The organism is Paenimyroides tangerinum (assembly GCF_003865405.1).
Taxonomy (GTDB): domain Bacteria; phylum Bacteroidota; class Bacteroidia; order Flavobacteriales; family Flavobacteriaceae; genus Flavobacterium; species Flavobacterium tangerinum.
Genome location: NZ_RQVQ01000013.1, coordinates 38,915 through 59,879, shown reverse-complemented (window position 1 = coordinate 59,879; position 20,965 = coordinate 38,915). Strand labels below are relative to the sequence as shown.

The 20,965-nt window shown below is 29.8% G+C and carries 21 protein-coding genes; 11 read left to right on the top strand and 10 right to left on the bottom strand.

The features are described from left to right. The first annotated feature begins 48 nt into the window (after positions 1–48). The 7 genes from EG240_RS07245 to EG240_RS07215 all read left to right on the top strand — a co-directional run bounded on the left by EG240_RS07245 (position 49) and on the right by EG240_RS07215 (position 5,084). The gene (locus EG240_RS07245) at positions 49–717 is read left to right on the top strand and encodes a DUF1266 domain-containing protein (RefSeq protein ID WP_235830346.1); all 669 of its coding nucleotides are present in this window, start codon (positions 49–51) and stop codon (positions 715–717) included. Positions 718–798: 81 nt separating this feature from the next. Further along, positions 799–1,290: a DUF6265 family protein gene (locus EG240_RS07240; protein WP_125018725.1), complete on the top strand. Its 492-nt coding sequence runs from the start codon at positions 799–801 to the stop codon at positions 1,288–1,290. 60 nt (positions 1,291–1,350) lie between these two features. Then, complete coding sequence (locus EG240_RS07235) at positions 1,351–1,920, top strand: hypothetical protein (protein ID WP_125018724.1); 570 nt, start codon at positions 1,351–1,353, stop codon at positions 1,918–1,920. A 93-nt stretch (positions 1,921–2,013) separates the two neighbouring features. Further along, the gene (locus EG240_RS07230; RefSeq protein ID WP_125018723.1) at positions 2,014–2,295 is read left to right on the top strand and encodes a hypothetical protein; all 282 of its coding nucleotides are present in this window, start codon (positions 2,014–2,016) and stop codon (positions 2,293–2,295) included. Positions 2,296–2,331: 36 nt separating this feature from the next. Further along, positions 2,332–3,687 carry a glycine-rich domain-containing protein gene (locus tag EG240_RS07225; RefSeq protein WP_125018722.1) on the top strand — a complete coding sequence of 452 codons (1,356 nt, stop codon included), beginning with the start codon at positions 2,332–2,334 and terminating at the stop codon, positions 3,685–3,687. A gap of 237 nt (positions 3,688–3,924) precedes the next feature. Next, the gene (locus tag EG240_RS07220; protein ID WP_125018721.1) at positions 3,925–4,623 is read left to right on the top strand and encodes a hypothetical protein; all 699 of its coding nucleotides are present in this window, start codon (positions 3,925–3,927) and stop codon (positions 4,621–4,623) included. A 146-nt stretch (positions 4,624–4,769) separates the two neighbouring features. Next, positions 4,770–5,084: a hypothetical protein gene (locus tag EG240_RS07215; RefSeq protein ID WP_125018720.1), complete on the top strand. Its 315-nt coding sequence runs from the start codon at positions 4,770–4,772 to the stop codon at positions 5,082–5,084. 59 nt (positions 5,085–5,143) lie between these two features. On the opposite strand, the gene EG240_RS07210 is transcribed toward EG240_RS07215, so the two are convergent. The 4 genes from EG240_RS07210 to EG240_RS07195 form a co-directional block, all read right to left on the bottom strand. Further along, positions 5,144–5,758 (bottom strand): porin family protein, encoded by a 615-nt coding sequence (locus tag EG240_RS07210; RefSeq protein WP_125018719.1) that lies wholly within the window; start codon positions 5,756–5,758, stop codon positions 5,144–5,146. Positions 5,759–6,029: 271 nt separating this feature from the next. After that, complete coding sequence (locus EG240_RS07205; protein WP_125018718.1) at positions 6,030–6,641, bottom strand: porin family protein; 612 nt, start codon at positions 6,639–6,641, stop codon at positions 6,030–6,032. A gap of 84 nt (positions 6,642–6,725) precedes the next feature. After that, positions 6,726–8,135, bottom strand: coding sequence for a multidrug transporter subunit MdtD (gene mdtD / locus EG240_RS07200; RefSeq protein WP_125018717.1), 1,410 nt, complete (start codon positions 8,133–8,135; stop codon positions 6,726–6,728). A gap of 60 nt (positions 8,136–8,195) precedes the next feature. After that, positions 8,196–9,839 carry an acyl-CoA carboxylase subunit beta gene (locus EG240_RS07195; protein ID WP_125018716.1) on the bottom strand — a complete coding sequence of 548 codons (1,644 nt, stop codon included), beginning with the start codon at positions 9,837–9,839 and terminating at the stop codon, positions 8,196–8,198. Positions 9,840–10,016: 177 nt separating this feature from the next. Between EG240_RS07195 and EG240_RS07190 the strand changes: the two genes are divergently transcribed. The 3 genes from EG240_RS07190 to EG240_RS07180 all read left to right on the top strand — a co-directional run bounded on the left by EG240_RS07190 (position 10,017) and on the right by EG240_RS07180 (position 12,606). Further along, the gene (locus tag EG240_RS07190) at positions 10,017–10,661 is read left to right on the top strand and encodes a DUF47 domain-containing protein (protein WP_125018715.1); all 645 of its coding nucleotides are present in this window, start codon (positions 10,017–10,019) and stop codon (positions 10,659–10,661) included. A gap of 6 nt (positions 10,662–10,667) precedes the next feature. Next, positions 10,668–11,759, top strand: a complete 1,092-nt coding sequence (locus EG240_RS07185) for an inorganic phosphate transporter (protein ID WP_125018764.1) — start codon at positions 10,668–10,670, stop codon at positions 11,757–11,759. A 175-nt stretch (positions 11,760–11,934) separates the two neighbouring features. Further along, positions 11,935–12,606, top strand: coding sequence for a hypothetical protein (locus EG240_RS07180; protein ID WP_125018714.1), 672 nt, complete (start codon positions 11,935–11,937; stop codon positions 12,604–12,606). A 36-nt stretch (positions 12,607–12,642) separates the two neighbouring features. On the opposite strand, the gene EG240_RS07175 is transcribed toward EG240_RS07180, so the two are convergent. From EG240_RS07175 to EG240_RS07160, 4 genes are all read right to left on the bottom strand, one after another. Continuing rightward, entirely contained in the window at positions 12,643–12,975 is a 333-nt protein-coding gene (locus EG240_RS07175) for a HopJ type III effector protein (RefSeq protein WP_125018713.1), read from the bottom strand. After that, on the bottom strand, positions 12,975–13,805 hold the full coding sequence (locus tag EG240_RS07170; RefSeq protein WP_125018712.1) for a CvfB family protein: 831 nt from the start codon (positions 13,803–13,805) through the stop codon (positions 12,975–12,977). Before EG240_RS07170 ends, EG240_RS07175 begins: the two co-directional genes overlap by 1 nt. 171 nt (positions 13,806–13,976) lie before the next feature. Further along, positions 13,977–14,723 carry a 3-oxoacyl-[acyl-carrier-protein] reductase gene (gene fabG, locus EG240_RS07165; protein WP_125018711.1) on the bottom strand — a complete coding sequence of 249 codons (747 nt, stop codon included), beginning with the start codon at positions 14,721–14,723 and terminating at the stop codon, positions 13,977–13,979. Between the two features lie 66 nt (positions 14,724–14,789). After that, a complete protein-coding gene (locus EG240_RS07160) occupies positions 14,790–16,091 on the bottom strand; it encodes a Na+/H+ antiporter NhaC family protein (RefSeq protein ID WP_125018710.1) in 1,302 nt (433 codons plus the stop codon). Positions 16,092–16,279: 188 nt separating this feature from the next. On the opposite strand from EG240_RS07160, the gene EG240_RS07155 reads away from it, so the two are divergent. Then, on the top strand, positions 16,280–16,768 hold the full coding sequence (locus EG240_RS07155; RefSeq protein ID WP_125018709.1) for a porin family protein: 489 nt from the start codon (positions 16,280–16,282) through the stop codon (positions 16,766–16,768). Positions 16,769–16,797: 29 nt separating this feature from the next. Here the strand turns inward: EG240_RS07155 and bshA are convergent, their stop codons facing one another. Together bshA and EG240_RS16805 are read right to left on the bottom strand one after the other, a co-directional pair. Further along, positions 16,798–17,919, bottom strand: coding sequence for an N-acetyl-alpha-D-glucosaminyl L-malate synthase BshA (gene bshA / locus EG240_RS07150; protein ID WP_125018708.1), 1,122 nt, complete (start codon positions 17,917–17,919; stop codon positions 16,798–16,800). Positions 17,920–17,946: 27 nt separating this feature from the next. Continuing rightward, entirely contained in the window at positions 17,947–20,958 is a 3,012-nt protein-coding gene (locus EG240_RS16805; protein ID WP_235830345.1) for a glycoside hydrolase family 3 N-terminal domain-containing protein, read from the bottom strand. Positions 20,959–20,965: the final 7 nt, after the last annotated feature.

The window sequence follows — 20,965 nt, the reverse complement described above, 5'->3', positions numbered from 1 at the left end:
AATATGGGATTTTTTTCAAAATTTTTCAATGCGTTAAAAAGTATTCGAATGAATAAGGAAAACGCAGTAAACGGAACTCCTTTAGATCATTTATTAACGAGTTCAATGTATGCTGAACAACAAACAGCTTACTTAAATTCGTATGAAACAGGTCTAAACAAATCAGATATTAAAAAAATTGTTGAAGATGCATGGCACATTTTTGATAAAGCGAAAGCTATTGAGACCTTAGAAAGTTTACTTTACAAAAACGATGACGAAAACATGAATGTCGTTTTTATGGCATTCAACAATTCGAGCAATTATGTAGATATTTTAAAATCTAAGCTTCCAAACAATCAAGAAATTTTTGACCATTATTTAGAATTTTATCGTGAGTTGAAAAAAGTGGTACCCGAATTAATTGAATATAAAGTTATCAATGATCCAGCAGAATTAACACATATAAAAGATAGCGGTTGGAATATCGGAAGAGCAGCTTTTTTAGCAAGATGTTTTTATGATTTGGGTTATCTTAACAAAGTAGAACTAATTGAATTCTTGGATAGATGCTATTCTGAACTAAAAAAATATTGCAACACTTGGAAAGAATACACAACAAGTTACATTTTAGGAAGAGCAATTTGGGGCGCAGCAAATAACACTGGAATGATTTCGATTGCAAATGATTTGTTATCTAACGAAAATAGTCCGCTTAAAAACAAAACATACATTTAAATAAATCCAATCCTAAGAAGCACTTTTTAATAAGGTGCTTTTTTTTGTATCTTTAATTTCAATTTCTAAAACTTAAAACCAATGAAAAAAATATTCTTTCTACTTTGTACAACTTTAATTTTATCTTGTACGAACAAAACAAATGAAACCAAAGAAACAGAATCTACAAACAAATCAGAAATCAAAACTTCTGAAAATTTTGATTGGTTACTAGGAAATTGGAAACGATTAAACGATGAAGCAGGAAATGAAACTTTTGAAAGTTGGCAAAAAATAAATGAAACCGAATATCAAGGTGTTGGTTTTACTTTGAAAAACGGTGATACAATAAGTCAAGAAAAAATGCAACTTGTCAAACAAAATAATCAATGGAATGTATCTGTTTCTATACCATCAGAACCACAAGCAACTGTTTTCAAACTTACTCAAATTGATAATCATTCTTTTATTTGTGAAAATGAATTAAACGATTTTCCTAAAAAAATCGAATATTGGTTTGAAGGTAAAAATTTAAAAGCGAAAATTAGTAATTCGGATATGGAAATTGCTTTTGATTTTGAGAAAATTAAATAAACAAAAACAACATAAACTTTTATAGAACAATCTTAGTTTCTATATTTGCTCGAAAAAATAATGAAAAAATATATTTTATTAGGTTTATCCTTAATGTTTTTCAATTCAACAATTGCTCAAACTTCATCTGAAAAAATAGAAACTGATTTTGTAAACTACACAAATCTTATCATCGATAAAAAAATTGATGAAGCGATCGAATTTTCAAATCCAAAGCTGTTTGAAATTTTCACAAGAACACAAATGAAATCTTTATTAGAAATGGTTTATAACATGCCTAATATTGAATATAAAATGAATCTTCCTACAAATATTGAAGTTGGAGATATTACTAGAATTGATAATATCGATTATGCCAAAATGAATATCATAAGTCCAATTGAAATGAAATTCAAGGATATGGAAGCTACTAAAGAGAATATCTTTTTATTAAAGGCAAATTTTGAAATCAAATTTGGTGAAGGAAATGTAACTTATGACGAAAAAACAGACTTTTATAAAATAAATACTCGAAAAAAAATCATTGCTAGCTCTACAGATAATGGAGAAAATTGGAAATTTATAGTTGTAGATAATCCAAAAATGGAAGATATTCTCAAAAAGATTATTCCTGCAGAATTATTCGAATAAACAGATTCAAACAAAAAAACTTAGAAAGTACTTCAAATCGAAGTGCTTTTTTTTGTTAAAATTATATTATATTTAATAATCAATTTTACTAAAATGCAAATCAAAAAAACACAAATCAAAAATATTTTGATTCAGGATTTGAAACAAGCCGAACAAATTACATCTCAATTCACTGGAGGATATTCAGGTTCGTTTAGTTCTGCGGAAACATTCCACAAAACTTTATCTGAAACAATTTCACGATTTGAAAATGGCGATGATTCTGTAATTGATGAATTATGGATTTGGTTTGCACCAACTTCACATTGGGATGATTTTGTTGGAGATTCAAATCTTGGTAATCGAATTTTTGAACATCTAAAACAATTGAAATAAATAGTTTTTTATTATTCTATTAAAAAATTTAAACAAATGAATCAAGAACTTTGGAATAGAATTTTAGCATTTGATTTTGATTATCCACATAGCGAATATGGATTTACAACTCGACTTGCTAAAGAAAATTTTTGGACAAAAAAGTTTACAACTGATGCAATTCTAGAATATAAAAAATTTATGTTTCTAGCTGCTATTTCAAACACTATGGTTTCTCCATCAGAAACTGTGGATGTTGTTTGGCATCAACATTTGATTTTCACAAAATCGTATTATAAATTCTGTGAAATTTTAGGAAAGCAAATTCAGCACATTCCTTCAACACACAATAAAGAAGATTTCGAAAAATTCAAACAAGCAAAAGAACAAACTAAAATTTTGTATGAAAAGGAGTTTGGTATTCAACCAGAAAACATCTGGAAATTCAACAATATGTTCGAAAGTCTAAATCTTGAAAAAGCAAAATACAAACTTCGAACTTTTATCAATTTTGGTATTATAGCATTTGTATTTTCAATCTTTCCAGCATATTTTATCTTAAATCCATTTTACGTCCGTATTGAAGGAAGCGCTTTTATTTTTCTATTTTTTGTATTGGCTTTTATGGTGTTTTTTGTTCTAGAAATCTACAATAAAAACAAACTAAATCAGTTGATTTCTGAAATAGACAAAACTTCATTTCTTTACGAATTAAGTCCAAACGAACTTATTTATTTAAAAAAACAAAACTTAGTAAATGTAATAAACGTTTCGATTAACGAATTAATAAAAGAAAATGTAATCAAAATTACAGATAATAGACAAATTGTACTTTTGAAAAACGAACCAATAAAATCAATTGAGGCATTTCAAATTATAAGTTTATTTCCGAAAAATAAAACAATTACTTATTCGAATTTAATTAGTCGTTTAAAGTTTAAACCAATTTTTTCGAATACTGGAAATAGCATGGATGCCGTTTTAAAATTTATAACTAAATCCAAAAAATTTAATTCACTTTTTTACATCAACTTTCTGTTTGTTGCAGTTTTGATTTTATTAGCATTCACAAGAATTATAACTGGTTTGATACATTCGAAAAACATTCTAATCATAATAACTTTAACCATTTTTTTGATTATTTATTCAATTTCCTTTTTAAATCGATTAGTCAAAAAAGTTTCGACCAACATTATTCCTAAATATTATATGAATCACTTAATTCCAAAAGAAAAAAAAGAATCAGAATGGGATTATTTTTTATTAGGTTCTTCTGCCCTACTCTGGACATTTAAACCAATTGCAGAAGAATTTATAACCGAAAAAAATCATTCAGGTTCATGTTCATCTTGTGGAACATCTTGTGGAACTTCATGTGGAAGCTGTGGTGGATGCAGCGGTTGTGGAAGTTGATTTCTAACAAAGAATTATTGAAAAATTAAAGGTTCTGCATATGAAATACCTGATATTGATAAAATGAAGATACAAATCAAAAGTGATAAAATTATTTTGCTTTTGGAAAAACAAACAATTCAAATTCTAACAGCGGAAGAGCTATTTTGGCTTTGGAATTTGTTATAAATTCAAAAAAATATCCAAACTATAAAGAACTGAAAATTGCGTATTTAAAATAAACCAATCAAAACTTAAATGAAAAAAAATATTTATTTATGCATTTTAGCTTTAACGTTATCGACCAATTCGATAGCTCAAAAAGGCTATTTAGAACAAATTCCAAAAAATTGGAAAATAATTTTAGAAACAAAAGGAGATTTAAACAAAGATAATATCGAAGATTTGGTATTAATTGTAGAAAACACAGACAAGTCAAATTTTATACAAAACGACGGCTTGGGTTTAGATACATTAAATATAAATCCTCGTGGAATAATGATCTTTTTTAAAGACAAAGACCATAATTATAATTTGATAGAGGAAAATTTCCTTGAATTTATTCCGAGTCAAAATGATACTGAAAGTACTTGCTTAGCGGATCCCTTAATGGAAAATGGAGGCATTCAAATCACTAAAAATGTATTGAAAATTAATTTTAATTATTGGCTAAGTTGTGGTTCTTGGTATGCAAATAATGTAATTTATACCTTCCGACATCAAAATAATTCATTTGAAATGATTGGATTTGACCATTCAGAATATCATAGAGCAAGCGGAGAAAGTTCTTCTACCAGTATTAATTATTCTACCAAGAAAAAAGAAGAAACTACCGGTTTAAATTATTTCGAAGAAAGTAATCCAAAAACGAAAACAAATAAAATTAAAATAGCAAATCTATACAAATTAAAAGATTGCACTAACGAAATCTATTTTACTATTTTAGAAACAAAATGAAATATTTACTCCTAATAATAATATTTAGCTTTGTTTCTTGTTCAAAAAAAACAGAAACAAATACAACTTTACATAACAATCAAAAAACAATTGAACAAATAGAAAGCATCGATATTTCAGTTTTTGGAGGAGACATGGGAAGTTAAATGATTTTTTGTATAACCAACGATTCTTTGATTTATCATTTTAGTTTAGCTGTCGATTCTACAAAAAATGTAGATAGCAAAAAAAACAACACCAATTATAAATTTGAAGAAATATTTGCGATTGATAACTTGAAAGAATTTAGTCAACTAAAAAGCGGACCGACCTACCAAGATAATGATGGAACAGATACTGAAATTCGAATCAAAACCAACAAAAACGAATATGTTGTTTTGAATGCGGATAGAAATAAGCGTTGGGATGATTTAAGTTTAAAATTGTACAAAATTTTAAATTCTGAGTTTAGACCGAAATAAAAAAACTCTCAAAAAGAATAAAACTTTTTGAGAGCCAAATATTTAAAAAATTAAGTATATTAAAATTTATAACCAACTCCTATTTGAGTTACACCATTTTTAGAATCTTTATAATATTGGTCAGATTTACCAACTTTAGTCAATCCAAAATTGTATCGCGCGTTAACAAAAAAACCATTTGAAAGATCATAAGCTAAGCCAGCGCCGATTCCAAAATCAAAAGAATTCACTTCGTTTTTAAAATCTCTTTTATTTTCAAAAGTAGTACCGTTTGCAGAGATTTCATCCTTACTTTCTGCTTTAACTAAAAAACCAAATTGAGGTCCCAATTCAACAGAAAGTCCATTATAAATGTAATATTTAGCTAAGATTGGAATATTAATATATTCCACTTTATCATGGTTATGATGATGTGTAGAAATTCCTGCAATCGTTTCTGTGTAATCATTTTTTGCTCCTTGAGAAGAGTAAACTAACTCGGGCTGTATAGAAAATTTTTCTGAGAATTTAATTTCAGCAACAGCTCCAACGTAAAAACCAGTTAACATTTTAGCTTTAGAAACATTTGATAAAGTGGAAAAATTCACACCTGCTTTAGGTCCAAATTTCAATTCTTGCTGGGCATTTACAGAATAGCCTAATAAAACTATAAATGATAAAATAATTCTTTTCATATTTTGATTCTTGTTTAAAAAATGATTTAGCAACTAATTTAAAGTTTATTTTTCACAAATTTTAATTATTCCTATTAAAAAAAACATTTTTAATCAAACTAGACAAACAATAAATCTACATTTTCAACAAACCATAGAAAAGATCTGGCATTAAATCGCTTAACAAATTATTTACTCAAAAAAAGTACTGGTTTATTCGTTGACACCTATCAAAAAAAAACTCAAAAAGTTTTATTCTTTTTGAGAGCCAAATATTTAAAACTAAAGTATATTAGAATTTATAACCAACTCCAATTTGAGCTACACCATTTTCGGAATCTTGATAATTATAATTAGACTTTCCAACGTTGGTAATACCGAAATTGTATCTTGCATTAATAAAAAATCCATTAGAAAGATCGTAAGCAAAGCCAGCACCAATTCCAAAATCGAAGGAATTAACTTCATCTTTAATATCACGATTATTTTCAAATGTTTCCCCTTTTACAGTAACCTCACCTTTGCTTTCTGCTTTTACTAAAAATCCAAATTGCGGACCAAATTCAACAGAAAAACCTTTAGAGATATAGTATTTTGCTAAAATAGGAATATTAATATATTCTAATTTTTCTTGAAAAATAGTACCCGATATATTTCCTAACGAAACTGAATAGTCATATTTAGCACCTTGAGAAGAATAGATTAATTCTGGTTGGATAGAAAACTTATCGTCAAATTTAATTTCAGCAACTACTCCTACATAAAAACCTATTAACATTTTAGCTTTAGGAGAATTCGATAAAGTTGATAAATTTACACCTGCTTTTGGTCCAAATTTAACTTCTTGTTGTGCATTTACAGAATACCCTAATAAAACAATTGCTAATAAAATAATTCTTTTCATATATTTTGAAATTTTATGATTGTTATAAAAAGCGCAATTTAAAGTTTTATATTAAAAAAATAAAATTGAACACTTCTTTTTTTCTTATTTACCCGAAAGTAAGTTGCCATCATTCTTTTTTAACTTAGTAAAAACTACAGTCGAAAGTGCAGTTAAGATTCCTAATGTAATAAACGAATATTTAAAAGCTGTAACAGTATCACCTTCAATAAATCCACTGTAATTCTTGAAAAAAGATAAGGCCAAAGCTGCTGCCGAAATACCAAAACTCATCGAAAGCTGTTGCATAATTGCTAATAAACTATTCCCTGAACTTGCTGTATTATTATCTAAATCAGAAAGTGAAATCGTATTCATCGAAGCCATTTGAATGGAATTTACAGCTCCGTAAATTACCATTAAAATGATAAAGTAAAACAAAGGTGTTTCTTTGGTGGCGAAACTAAATGTGAAAATTATGATTGCAAGAATTAATGTATTGCTAATTAAAATATTTCGATATCCAATTTTCTGAACCAATGGAACAACAAATGGTTTAATAATTACATTACTTAATGCAGACGGAAGTAACATCAAACCTGCGATTGTAGCCGAATATCCGAATCCAACTTGTAGCATTAATGGTAAAAGAAATGGTATTCCACTGATACCTAAACGTGTAAATAAACTTCCTGATAACCCAATTCTCAAAGTTCGGATTCTAAATAATTTTAAATCGATGATTGGGTCTTTTGTCTTTTTTGAATGTTTAATATAAAGTATAAAAAACAAAATAGATAATCCAAGTAAAGTTAATATCAAAGTTAAACTTGAAATTCCAACACTTGAAAGTTCTAACAATAAAGTAAAAACCACCAAAGCTAAACTGAAATATAATAAGCCAACCAAATCAAATTTACCTACTTTGTTTGTGAAATTAGGCATTATTTTCTGAGTAAAAATAAGTCCGATAATTCCGATTGGAAGATTCACTAAAAAAATCCAATGCCAAGAATAATTATCAGAAAGAAAACCACCTAAACTAGGTCCAATTACTGGTCCGATCAAACCTGGAATGGTCATAAAATTGATCACTTTTAAAAGTTGGTTTTTAGGATAAGCATACAAAATTGCTAATCGAGCAACCGGAACCATCATTGAACCACCAATAGCTTGAATGATTCGAGAAATAATCAAGGTAGTTAAATCTGGAGATAGTGCACAAAATAAAGATCCTAATGTAAATATAGCTACCGCTAAACTGAATATCTTTTTTGTTCCAAATTTGTCAGATAACCAACCACTGAGCGGAATGAAAATCGCTAAAGTAAGTGTGTAACTTACGATAATTGATTGCATCTCTAAAGGCGAATAATTCATATCTTTTGCAATCGAAGGTAACGAAGTAATTAATATCGTTCCGTCTAAAGATTGCATAAAAATTGCCATTGCGGCTAACCAAGGTAAATATTTATAAGTTGTATTTGTTGTTTCTTGCATTTGGGCTGATTGCATTTTTTGAATAAAAAAAGTCTATCAAAAACGATAGACTTAATATACTTATAAAGTTAAGAATTAAACTTGAATAACTCCTAAATTAAATTGCTTTTCGATTGGCGCGTGATCTGCAGCTTCGATTCCCATCGAAATCCATTTTCTGGTATCTAATGGATCAATAATTGCATCTGTCCATAAACGAGCCGCTGCATAATAAGGAGAAACTTGTTTGTCATATCTCGCTTTTATTTTATCAAATAATTCAGCTTCTTTTTCTGGAGTGATTTCTTCGCCTTTTGCTTTTAAAGATGAAGCTTCGATTTGTAACAATACTTTTGCAGCTTGAGCTCCACCCATAACCGCTAGTTCAGCACTTGGCCAAGCAAAAATCAATCGTGGATCATAAGCTTTTCCGCACATTGCATAATTTCCTGCTCCGTAAGAATTTCCTACAATAACCGTAAATTTAGGAACAACAGAATTCGAAACAGCGTTCACCATTTTTGCTCCGTCTTTAATAATTCCTCCATGTTCAGATTTACTTCCAACCATAAATCCTGTAACATCTTGTAGGAAAACTAAAGGAATTTTCTTTTGATTACAATTTGCAATAAAACGAGTTGCTTTATCAGCAGAATCAGAATAGATAACTCCACCAAATTGCATTTCGCTTGGTTTTGTTTTTGCTGCGGTAGTTTTTACAACTTTACGTTGATTTGCAACAATTCCTACAGCCCAGCCATCAATACGAGCATAACCAGTAATGATTGTTTGACCATAACCTTCTTTGTATTCTTCAAATTCAGAACCATCAACCAAACGTTTGATGATTTCTTTCATATCATACTGTTCACCTCTAGATTTTGGTAGGATTCCATAAATATCTTCAGGGTTTTCAGTAGGTTTTTTAGGCTCAATTCTACTGAATCCTGCTTTGTCATAACCTCCAATTTTATCGACAATATTTCTTATTTTATCTAAGGCATCTTTATCATCTTTAGCTTTGTAATCAGTAACACCCGAAATTTCGCAATGTGTAGTTGCACCTCCTAAAACCTCGTTATCAATCGATTCACCAATTGCAGCTTTAACTAAATAACTTCCTGCTAAGAAAATACTTCCGGTTTTATCAACAATTAAAGCTTCGTCACTCATAATTGGAAGATAAGCTCCACCAGCAACACAACTTCCCATAACAGCAGCAATTTGAGTAATTCCCATACTACTCATTATGGCATTATTTCTAAAAATACGCCCGAAATGTTCTTTATCAGGGAAGATTTCATCTTGTAATGGTAGATAAACTCCAGCAGAATCAACTAAATAAATAATAGGTAATTTATTTTCAATAGCAATTTCTTGAGCTCTTAAATTTTTCTTACCAGTAATTGGAAACCAAGCTCCAGCTTTAACAGTGGCATCATTAGCAACAACTATACATTGTTTACCTTTAATGAAACCGATTTTTACAACAACGCCTCCAGAAGGACAACCTCCGTGTTCTTGATACATTTCATCTCCAACAAATGCACCAATTTCAATAGATTTAGAATCTTTATCTAAAAGATATTCGATACGTTCTCTGGCTGTAAGCTTTCCTTGTTCGTGTAATTTTGCAATTCGCTTTTCACCACCTCCAAGTTTAACTTTAGTCAATCTTCTCTTTAAATCTGAAAGTAATAGTTTATTATGATCTTCGTTTTTATTGAAGTTAATATCCATGATAATTATAGTTTTTTAGGGTAATTCGGTTTTCTGGTTGCTAAAATACAAATTTGATTTTATATATAAAGTTTTTTTGAGAAATTGATATTTCGTTAAAATTAAAAAAGATAGTTAAGTTAACGATAACTTAACATTGGCTTATTATATTTGCACTCGAAATATAAATAGATAATTATGTCGTTAAATTCAATTTTTCAGTTTTTAGTACCAAAAGATAAAGTATTTTATCCTTTGTTCCAAGAGATTTCTCTTAAACTTAAAGTTTTATCTGAAACTCTTCACGAGGCATTAACTTTACCAAGTAAAGATAGAAATGAATTGTTAAAAGAAGTTGAGGTTTTAAAATCTGAAATCGAGAATATTGCTCAAAAAACAAGAGTTGAGCTAGGTAGAAGTTTTATTACACCTTTCGATAGAGAAGATATTCACGCATTAATGACTTCAATTGATGAGGTTGCTGATAATATGAGTGATGCTGCTTCTCGTATGCGTTTATACCAAATTGACAAAGTAACTAAACCTTTACGTAAATTAACAGAGGTTAATTTAGAAGCTTGTTCAGAAATTTTCTTAGCAGTTGACAAATTAAATAACTTTAGTAATTTAGATAAAATTGCAGAGAACTGTAAAAACATTTACCGTTTAGAAAGAAAAGCAGATAAAGTTTTTGACAAAGCTGTTGCAGATATTTTTGAAAATGAATCTAATGTTATGGATATTATCCGTTACAAAGAAGTTATGATGGCATTAGAATTTGCTACAGATAGTTGCCGTAAAGTTGCTAACGTTTTAGAAGCAGTTACAGTTAAATATTCATAACAAATGATGGAAGCTTTTTTAGATATTTTAAGCAGACCCGAAGGGATTATGCTTTTAGTTATCATTGTACTAGCTTTAGGATTTGATTACATCAATGGTTTTCACGATGCTGCAAATTCAATTGCTACAATTGTAACAACGAAAGTTTTAACGCCATTTCAAGCTGTATTGTGGGCTGCGTTTTTTAACTTTGTTGCTTATTTTATCTCACTTTATATAATTGGAGGATTTAAAATTGGTAATACAATAGCTAAGTCCGTAAATGAAAACTTTATTAATCTTGAAGTAATTTTCGCTGGATTAGTAGCGGCTATTCTTTGGAATTTAGCAACTTGGAAATTAGGAATTCCTTCTTCATCATCTCATACCTTGCTTGGAGGTTTTATGGGAGCTGCAGTTGCTTTTGCTGGAGGATTAAATATTGACGGAAATGATGTAGTTAACTACGCAAAAGTTTTACCTACGTTCTTGTTTATTTTTGGAGCACCATTATTAGGTATGTTTTTGGCCTATTTCATAACTGTAGCGATTATGTGGATTTGTAGAAAATCTAATCCGCACAAGGCTGAAAAATGGTTTAAAAAATTACAATTAGTTTCATCTGCTTTATTCAGTTTAGGACACGGTGGAAACGATGCTCAGAAAGTAATGGGTATTATTGGAGCTGCTGTTATATATTATCACGTAAATGTAGATTTAGATCCTCAGTATTTAAGTGGAGGTGATAATTTTAAAATATTTGTTGATCACTGGTTCTGGGTTCCGTTAGCATCTTTCTTATTCATTGCCTTAGGTACATTAAGCGGTGGTTGGAAGATTGTAAAAACAATGGGTTCTAAAATTACAAAAGTAACTCCATTAGAAGGTGTTGCTGCTGAAACTGCTGGAGCTGCTGCTTTATTTGTTACAGAACATTTTGGTATTCCAGTTTCTACAACGCATACAATTACAGGTTCTATCATCGGGGTAGGAATTACTAAGCGTATTTCTGCAGTTCGTTGGGGTGTAACTATTAGCTTGTTATGGGCATGGATTTTAACGATTCCAGTTTCTGCTCTAATCGCAATGTTAGTATATTATATTGTAACTTTATTTTAAGAAAATAAATAGTTTAAAAACCGCTTCAATTATGAGGCGGTTTTTTTTTGGAAAAATTCCAATTTAAGACTAACAAAATATTGATTTAAAATAATAAAACAGTATTTTTTACACATATTTTTCTTTTTAAGCTTTAAATTAATATGTTTGTATAAAAAACACGAAAAACTTAAAAATGGGATATAATATTTCAGGAATAGTAATCAACAAAGATCTAGAAAATCTAAATGTTGATTTACAAAAGGTTCTTAACTTAGATTTAGAATATGAGTGCGATATTGATTTTGAAACAGCTTCTGAAAATTGGAAAGATGAAAACATTGTAGATGTTTATTCTACTAAAAGCGGAACGCTAATTTTTACGAACTTTGAACGATGCTTCGACGAATGTTTTTCTTTTGCTGACACACATATTTTGACTTTTGCAATTTCTGAAACCTCAATGTCATTCTACTTTGCATATTCTATAAATGAAAAATTAATCCGTTCATTAGCTTTTACAGACGATGAAATCGTTCATGAACAAGGTTTACGTTTGAAAGTTGAAGATGAAAATGAAAACATTTCAGAAGTTATTTGGAAACAAATAGAAATGGTTTTAGGCAAAAGTTATTGGGAAATTAATATCGAAGAAAAGGCGAAACGTTATCGAATTATTACTCCAAAAGTTGAAATTGAAACAGAACAAATAGAAACAGAAGAAAACAAAAAATCAGTAATTAATACTTCAGAAGAAAAATCTAAAAAAAATAATGGATTAGTAAAATTATACCTTTTAGTTTCCTTTGCTATTCTTCTTGTTTTCGGATTAATTTATGTTATTTACAATATTTTAATGTTACCATAAAAACAAAATGCACCTCAATTGAAGTGCATTTTTTGATTATTTAAGTTTTAAAACTTGCTTTTCGAATTTGATTCCATCCCAACCATAAATCATAAACTGACGAATATTTTGGTGGTTGGTTTTTTCAGGAGTTTCTAAAACAGACTGATAATGTTCTACAAACAATTTCAACGTTTCTTCTTTGCTTAAATTATTCAATTGAGCAAACGAAAAAACTTTAGCACTTCCTTGATTTTCGTTTTCAGCATTTAGCTGCTTTCCGTTTGAAAATGCACTCGGAAAATACGTGTAATTTGTTTCGATAAACGAAATCACATCTGTAAATATAATTTCATTAGTATCGATTTTATTTAATAAATCTTGAATCATTAGTCTAATAAGTAAATTCCGTTTTCTTTAATCTCAATTTTCTTGTCTTTGTATAACGTTCCGATGGTTTTCTTAAACGTTTTCTTACTCATATTCAAAATTTGTTTGATTTCTTCAGGATGACTTGCATCGTTTAATCCTAAAAATCCATCATTAAATTCTAATTCATCTAAAATGATTTGAGCATATTTTTCAACCTTTTCAAAACCTAGTTTCGTTCTCGAAACATCAATTTTTCCATCAGGACGAATGGTTTTAATATAACCTAAAATACGATCTCCTGTTCTTAAATCTTCGTAAACTTCATTCTTATACATCAACCCTTTGTGCTTTTCGTTGATGATAACATTAATCCCCAAATCGGTAATATGAGAAACTATTAAATCAACCTCTTCTCCTACTTCTACTGTAATAGTATCGTTATTCAAATATTGATTTAACTTCGAAGAACCTATTAAACGATTGGTTTTCGGATCTAAAGTCATAAAAGTTAAATAACGTTTGTTAACTTCCATCGGACGAGCTTGTTCTCTAAAAGGAACAAACAAATCTTTTTCTAATCCAATATCCATAAAAGCACCAAATTCATTGATATAATTCACTTTTAACAAAGCAAATTCATTCAAATAAATCTTTGGTTCTAATGTAGTTGCAACTGGACGTTCTTCGTGATCTAAATAAACGAAAACAGTAATTTCTTCATTAAATTCATATTGAGCCGGTAAATATTTTATTGGAAGTAAAACATCGTTTTCTCCGTCGGTTAAAAAACAACCAACCGTGGTTCTTCTATCAATTCGTAAAGTATTGTATTCGCCTAATGCAATCATAAAATTAAATTTTTACAAAAGTACGAAGTTAAAAGATATCTTAAGCTACATTTTACATTATATGATAAAATTAACATCCAAATGTTTATATTAATCATAAAAATGAAATCAAACCAAAAAAAAATGAAGACAAATTGCCTTCATTTCTATATAATATAAATTTAAATCCGATTAAGTTAACATTCCACCATCAACATTTAAAACTTGACCTGTGATATAAGCAGACATATCTGAAGCTAAGAAAACACAAGCATTTGCAACATCTTCTGGAGAACCTCCACGTTTTAATGGAATAGCATCTGCCCAACCTTTTACAACATCTTCGCTTAATTTAGCAGTCATTTCAGTTTCGATAAATCCTGGTGCAATCACGTTACAACGAATGTTACGAGAACCTAATTCCAATGCGATTGATTTAGAGAAACCAATAACTCCAGCTTTAGAAGCTGCATAATTTGTTTGACCAGCATTACCTTTCACTCCAACAACAGAACTCATATTGATGATTGAACCTTTACGGTTTTTCAACATCGTTTTCTGAACGGCTTTTGTCATATTGAAAACCGACTTTAAGTTCACATCGATTACTGAATCAAAATCTTCTTCGGACATACGCATTAATAAATTATCTTTTGTAATTCCAGCGTTATTGATTAAGATATCAATATTTCCAAACGATTCTAAAACTTGGTCAACTAAAGTTTGAGCTTCAGTAAAGTCAGCTGCGTTTGATTTATATCCTTTTGCAGAAACACCTAAAGCTACTAATTCGTTTTCTAGAGATTTTGCTGCTTCTTCTGATGAACTGTATGTAAAAGCTACATTTGCTCCTTGTTGAGCGAATACTAAAGCAATTCCTCTCCCAATTCCACGTGTTGCTCCTGTGATAATCGCTGTTTTTCCTTCTAATAATTTCATTGACGAAATGTTTTTTATTTTTCTAAATATAGGCAAATATAATTCTTTTGACGAAATTTCAAAGAATTAAACATTTGAAAGATTTACCTTGTTTTTTATTTTCTTGGTAATAAAAATAGCAATTACGGTTATAACAAACAAGAACATAAGGTAATAACTGTTTGATAACAAATCAAAATAACCTACTTTTTTATCAGTTAAGCTTAATAAAATTAAAACTTGAGCTCCATAAGGAATAATTCCTTGAATAATACAAGAAAAAATATCCAAAACCGAAGTTGCTTTTGCCTTCTCGATTTGATAATCTGTTGCAATTTTTTTAGCAATCGGTCCAGAAACAATAATTGCAACTGTATTATTTGCAACCGCTAAATTTACTAATGAAACAACTAATGCAATTGCGGCGTTTGCTGTTCTTGAACCTTTAATCATTTTTTGAATATGATGAATGATGTAATCCACACCACCTGCTTTTTCAATCAAAGCAGCTAAACCACCAGTGATTAATGAAAGTAAGAAAATTTCATTTACTGAAAGGAATCCGTCATAAACGAATTTCATATAATCGATAAATAAAATATCTGTTGCAAACAATCCAATTGCGATTGCCAAAATAATACTCAAAATCAAAACCAAGAAAACGTGCAATCCTATTATTGAAAGAATGATAATAGCTAAATATGGAATCAACAAATAATATTGATTTGTATAAGTCATTTCAACCATTTCTGCATTTTGCGGTTGTGTGAAATAAATAGCTATTACGGTTAAGAATGCTGCTGCAAAAGCTAATTTAAAATTCGCGAAAAATTTATCCTTCATCTTACAATCCATAACTTGTGTCGCAGCAATCGTTGTATCTGAAATTACAGATAAGTTATCACCAAACATGGCACCTCCTAATAAAGCACCAGCCAACATTGGCAAAGAATCCGGACTATAAGCTGCTAATCCAACTACAATTGGACCAAGTGCAACTATACATCCAACAGAAGTTCCGATTGAAAATGACAAAACACAAGCAATCACAAACACACCGATAATTAAAAAATCAGGAGTTATATTCCCAATTCCTAAAGCAACAATAAAATCAGTTGCGCCAATTGCTTTAGTTACCGTTGTAAATGCACCAGCTAGCAAATAAATGATACACATGGTTATGATTTTAGAATCGCCACAACCTTTAATAAAAGTATCTATTTTGTCGTTTAGAGAATCTTTAAAAAGTATTAATGCAACTAAAACACCAATCAGAGCAGCAATTGGTGAAGGGAATTTATAAAAATCATTATAATAAACACCAGAGCCAATAAAGACGATTATAAAAACGATTAATGGCAATAATGTAATAAATTTAAAATTTTTCATAAGTACGTTAAAAGATTGTTTTTTGGACTTCAAAAATAATGCTTTAAGCTTGAAAAAACTTATTAAAAAAATTAAATCAAAACAAATTTACATATTAATGCAAAAAAGCAAATCACAACCAAAAAAATAACTATTTAGAATTGAATTTATCCTTTATAAACCTTATTTTTGAATAAAATAAATAAGACATGAAAAAAGTATTTTTAACGACAGTTATCGCTTTAACAGGATTTTTTGCAGCTAATGCACAGCAAGAAATTTCTAAAAACGCAATTGGTTTACGTTTCGGTTCAAATGGTGGTATTGGTTATGAAATATCATATCAACGTGCTTTAAAAAAGAACAATCGTTTGGAGATAGATTTAGGTTGGAGAGACGATAATTACTACAATGCAGTTAAATTAGCCGGAGTTTATCAATGGTATTGGAATATTGATGGAGGTTTTAATTGGTATGCTGGTGTTGGTGGAGGTTTGAGTTCTTGGAATTTTGACAATAATTATAAAAGTGATAGCGGTTCTACTCTTTTTGTTGCAGGACAAATTGGAATCGAATACAACTTTGATATTCCGTTGCAAATTTCATTAGATCTACGTCCTGAACTTTACTTAAACAACAACGATTACAGAGACAGTTTTGGTCCAGATATCGCATTAGGTTTACGTTATAAATTTTAATAAAAATGAGTTCCAGTTGGAACTCATTTTTATTTATTTAAAGCTTTGAAATAGATTTCTTCATACATTGGAACAATCTTATCAACACTAAATTCTTTTGAATGTTTTAATGCATTTGATTTAAATTCTTTAAGAGTTTCATTATTCTGAAGAATTTTAATTGCGTTTGTAACCATATCTTCAACATCACCAATATCACTTAAATAACCTGTAATACCTTGTACATTAACTTCTGGAAGTCCGCCTGCATTCGAAGAAATCACAGGAACTGAACATGCCATTGCTTCTAAAGCTGCTAATCCAAAACTTTCTGTTTCTGACGGAAGCAAAAATAAATCAGAATATTTAAGAATACTATCTACTTCATGTGAATTTCCGAAGAAAATGATCTTATCAAAAATTCCTAATTCTTGAGCTAAACGCTCAGCATCTGCTTTTTCTGGTCCATCTCCAATCATCATTAATTTGGCTGGAATTTGCTTTTGAATTCCGAAGAAAATTTTAATAATATCTTGAATACGTTTAACTTTTCTAAAATTACTAATATGTGTTACTACACGTTCATTTTCATTCGCAAATAAATTCCTTCTACATTTATGCTCAATAACATCAGATTTATCTTCTATAAAATTTGGAATAACAGCAATATCTTTCTTTGTATCAAACAATTCGTATGTTGATTTTTTTAAATCTTCAGAAACAGAAGTTACAAAATCAGAATTATTTATACTAAAACTTACAGCTGTTTTATAAAAAGGATGATTACCAACCAAAGTGATATCCGTACCGTGTAAAGTGGTTACCATTGGTAAATCGATTCCTTGTTCTTTCAACATTTGTTTTGCCATATAACCAGCAAATGCGTGTGGAATTGCATAATGAACATGTAAAATTTCGATTCCATATAATTTTACCATATCAACTAATTTGCTTGACAATGCCAATTCATAAGGTTGATAATGAAACAATGGATATTCTGGAACGTTTACTTCGTGGTAAAATATATTCGGATTCAACAAAGCCAAACGAACCGGTTGACGGTACGTTATAAAATGAACTTCGTGTCCGCGTTGAGCTAATTCCAAACCTAATTCGGTTGCAACAACTCCGCTTCCTCCGAAAGTTGGGTAACAAACAATTGCTATTTTCATATATTTAATGGGCAATAAAACTTGCTTTTATTTTTTTATTGATTCGTAAATCACTTTTTGAATATCTTCACGAACATTAGCTTTAGACAATTTATTTTCGTCTGCATTTGGAAATGTTCTGTTTGATAAAAATACGTAAACCAAATCATATTCCGGGTCAACCCAAGTCATAGTTCCTGTAAATCCAGTATGACCGTAACTTGAAGAAGAAGTACAACCACAAGTTGGTCCACTATTTCCTAATTGAGGTTTATCAAAACCTGCTCCTCTTCTATTTCCCTTTTCGCAATAATAACAGGTATTAAAATCGTTTAATGTTTTTGCAGAAAGAATTTTAGAATTGTTTTTCAAACCAGCATCTAAATAAAATTGCATCATTTTGAAAACATCTGTTGTAGTTCCAAACAAACCTGCGTGCCCAGCAACTCCGCCAAACATAGCTGCTCCCATATCGTGAACATAACCTTGAACCTGAGTGTGACGATAATAATTATCAAGTTCTGAAGGAGCAATTTTACTCTTGTCCATTTTTTGCAATGGATTATAAGTCAATCCAATATTCAAAGGCTTATAGAACGTTTCTTCAACAAGAACATCTAAAGATTTATTATATTTTGTTTCTACAATTTCTTTAAGTAAGATGAAATTTAAATCGCTGTATTTATATGTTTTATCACCAAGTTTAGAATCTTTAATCTTATCCAAAATCACATCTTGATACCCAGCTTTTAAATATAAATTTTCACTAACTTGAATTGGAAATTCTTTAGAAAATGTTTTGCGATAAAAATTATCACTTGGTTTACCGTTTTCTAATGTTTCTTTATAAAATGGAATCCAAGCAGGAAATCCAGATTGATGTGTTAAAATTTCTTTTAAAGTTATATTCGCTTTATCAGTATTTTTAAAACGTGTCAATAAATCACCCAATTTATCATCAAACGAAATTTGCTTGTCTTCATACAATTTCATTACCATCGGTAACGTTCCTAAAATTTTAGATAACGAAGCTAAATCATAAACCGTTTCGTTTGTAACTTCACCTTTGTTTGCATAAGTTGGTTTACCATACGATTTTTGATAAACGATTTTACCATTTCTAGCAACCAAAACTTGAATCCCAGGCGCATTTTTATTTGCAATAGCTTTTTGAGCAATCTTATCAATTTCTGCTAATTTCTTAGCATCCATTCCTTGAGCTTCTGGAGTAGCATATTCAACTTTTATTGGAGTTGAAATTGCAGTAACAGAATTTGGAATAACATTATTCTTTTCTATCGTAGTTTCAGTTTCTACTTCGATAATTCTTTTAGCTGGAACAAATGATTTATGTTTGATTTCGTTTTTAGTATTTTCAGTAGAAGTTGTAGTAGCTCGAAGCGAAATTCCATCATTTACTCGAAAATCTGAATTTAAAGAAACTGGCAATTTTCCTTTAATATCTTTTTCTCCAAACAATGCCTGAATAGCAGCATTATGACCAAATTTATTATTTTGATAAGCTAACAAAATTGCTTCTACATTATCAAAATTTTTGGCTGTATTTAACGCATACGGACGTGCAAACGAAACCAAAACAGTTTTATTTTCTTTTCCGATTTTATTTATTAGTTCAATTTCTTTAGCAGTTAATTCGTGTTTTTTCCAAACGCCATCCGCTTTGTGATAACCAATAATTACTTTATCATATTCTTTCAGAAATTCAGCATTATCACCGATTGTTGTTGGATAAAAAACTTCAACATCAACACGTCGTTTTAATTCATCTTCAAAAGGCGTAGCAATATCATCTCCTAATTTTACATAAGCGATTTTTGTATCAGCTTTTAATGGTAAAACTCGTTTGTCGTTTTTGATAAGTGTCATCATATTTTCATATAATTTCATACTCAACAAATCGTATTTAGATTGATTTAAATCTTGATAGATATTTTTTGTTTCGATAGGTTTATAATTATTCAATCCTGCTTGATATTTATAAGCTAAAATTTTCTTAACCGAATGTTCTAGTCGAGCATCATCAAATTTGCCATCTGCATAAGCCAAATGAAATTTTTCAATTGCCAATGGAACGTTCTCAGCAAAAAGTAAAACATCATTTCCTGCAATAAATGCAGCAACATCTATATCTCCAGGTGATTTGAAGTTAGATGCTCCTTTCATATTCAAAGCATCTGTAAAAATCAAACCTTCAAATCCCATTTCTTCTTTCAATAAAGTTGTAATGGTTTTGTAAGAAAGTGAAGTCGGAACACCTTTTTCTGGTTCCAAAGATGGAACATCTAAATGGGCTACCATAACACTAGCTAAACCATTTTTGAATAATCTTCTATAAGGATAAAGCTCAACTTCTGTCATTCTTGCTTTAGAAAAATCTAAATGCGGCAAAGCGTGATGCGAGTCCGTTGATGTATCTCCGTGACCAGGAAAATGTTTGGCAGTTGCAAAAACATTTTCGCTCTGAATTCCTTTTACCAAGGCAATAGAACGTTCGGTTACATTCTCTTTAGATTCACCAAAAGAACGATTACCGATAACTGGATTTTTAGGATTTATGTTGATGTCAACAACAGGAGCAAAATTGAAATGAATACCAGCCCGTTTGGCTTGTTCACCCATTTGCTTTCCCATCATTTCGATTAGATTCATATCTTGAATCGCACCCAAATTCATATTCCAAGGATAAATATAAGTCGAATCTAAACGCATTCCCAAGCCCCATTCGGCATCAATTCCTACAAAAAGAGGAAGTTTGGAATTGGCATTTAATTTATTTGTAATTCTCGCTTGACGACCTGGACCGCCTTGAAAGAAAATTACACCGCCAATATTTTGATTTTTAACTAAATCAATTAAAGAGTTCACATGTTTTTCATCCCGATTTGAATAAGCTGCAACCATAAACAATTGACCAACTCGTTCGTCAAAAGACATTTGGTTGTAAACACTATCAACCCAAACTTGCTGTGGAGTTACTTTATTTTTTTGTGCAAAAGAGACACTTGAAATGAATATTAATATAAGTGATTTAAATTTCATAAGTATT

Coding starts and splice junctions, on each gene's coding strand:
- EG240_RS07245 (WP_235830346.1), top strand. CDS start 49: ATGAATAAGGAAAACGCAGTAAACGGAACTCCTTTAGATCATTTATTA.
- EG240_RS07240 (WP_125018725.1), top strand. CDS start 799: ATGAAAAAAATATTCTTTCTACTTTGTACAACTTTAATTTTATCTTGT.
- EG240_RS07235 (WP_125018724.1), top strand. CDS start 1,351: ATGAAAAAATATATTTTATTAGGTTTATCCTTAATGTTTTTCAATTCA.
- EG240_RS07230 (WP_125018723.1), top strand. CDS start 2,014: ATGCAAATCAAAAAAACACAAATCAAAAATATTTTGATTCAGGATTTG.
- EG240_RS07225 (WP_125018722.1), top strand. CDS start 2,332: ATGAATCAAGAACTTTGGAATAGAATTTTAGCATTTGATTTTGATTAT.
- EG240_RS07220 (WP_125018721.1), top strand. CDS start 3,925: ATGAAAAAAAATATTTATTTATGCATTTTAGCTTTAACGTTATCGACC.
- EG240_RS07215 (WP_125018720.1), top strand. CDS start 4,770: ATGATTTTTTGTATAACCAACGATTCTTTGATTTATCATTTTAGTTTA.
- EG240_RS07210 (WP_125018719.1), bottom strand. CDS start 5,758: ATGAAAAGAATTATTTTATCATTTATAGTTTTATTAGGCTATTCTGTA.
- EG240_RS07205 (WP_125018718.1), bottom strand. CDS start 6,641: ATGAAAAGAATTATTTTATTAGCAATTGTTTTATTAGGGTATTCTGTA.
- mdtD (WP_125018717.1), bottom strand. CDS start 8,135: ATGCAATCAGCCCAAATGCAAGAAACAACAAATACAACTTATAAATAT.
- EG240_RS07195 (WP_125018716.1), bottom strand. CDS start 9,839: ATGGATATTAACTTCAATAAAAACGAAGATCATAATAAACTATTACTT.
- EG240_RS07190 (WP_125018715.1), top strand. CDS start 10,017: ATGTCGTTAAATTCAATTTTTCAGTTTTTAGTACCAAAAGATAAAGTA.
- EG240_RS07185 (WP_125018764.1), top strand. CDS start 10,668: ATGGAAGCTTTTTTAGATATTTTAAGCAGACCCGAAGGGATTATGCTT.
- EG240_RS07180 (WP_125018714.1), top strand. CDS start 11,935: ATGGGATATAATATTTCAGGAATAGTAATCAACAAAGATCTAGAAAAT.
- EG240_RS07175 (WP_125018713.1), bottom strand. CDS start 12,975: ATGATTCAAGATTTATTAAATAAAATCGATACTAATGAAATTATATTT.
- EG240_RS07170 (WP_125018712.1), bottom strand. CDS start 13,805: ATGATTGCATTAGGCGAATACAATACTTTACGAATTGATAGAAGAACC.
- fabG (WP_125018711.1), bottom strand. CDS start 14,723: ATGAAATTATTAGAAGGAAAAACAGCGATTATCACAGGAGCAACACGT.
- EG240_RS07160 (WP_125018710.1), bottom strand. CDS start 16,091: ATGAAAAATTTTAAATTTATTACATTATTGCCATTAATCGTTTTTATA.
- EG240_RS07155 (WP_125018709.1), top strand. CDS start 16,280: ATGAAAAAAGTATTTTTAACGACAGTTATCGCTTTAACAGGATTTTTT.
- bshA (WP_125018708.1), bottom strand. CDS start 17,919: ATGAAAATAGCAATTGTTTGTTACCCAACTTTCGGAGGAAGCGGAGTT.
- EG240_RS16805 (WP_235830345.1), bottom strand. CDS start 20,958: ATGAAATTTAAATCACTTATATTAATATTCATTTCAAGTGTCTCTTTT.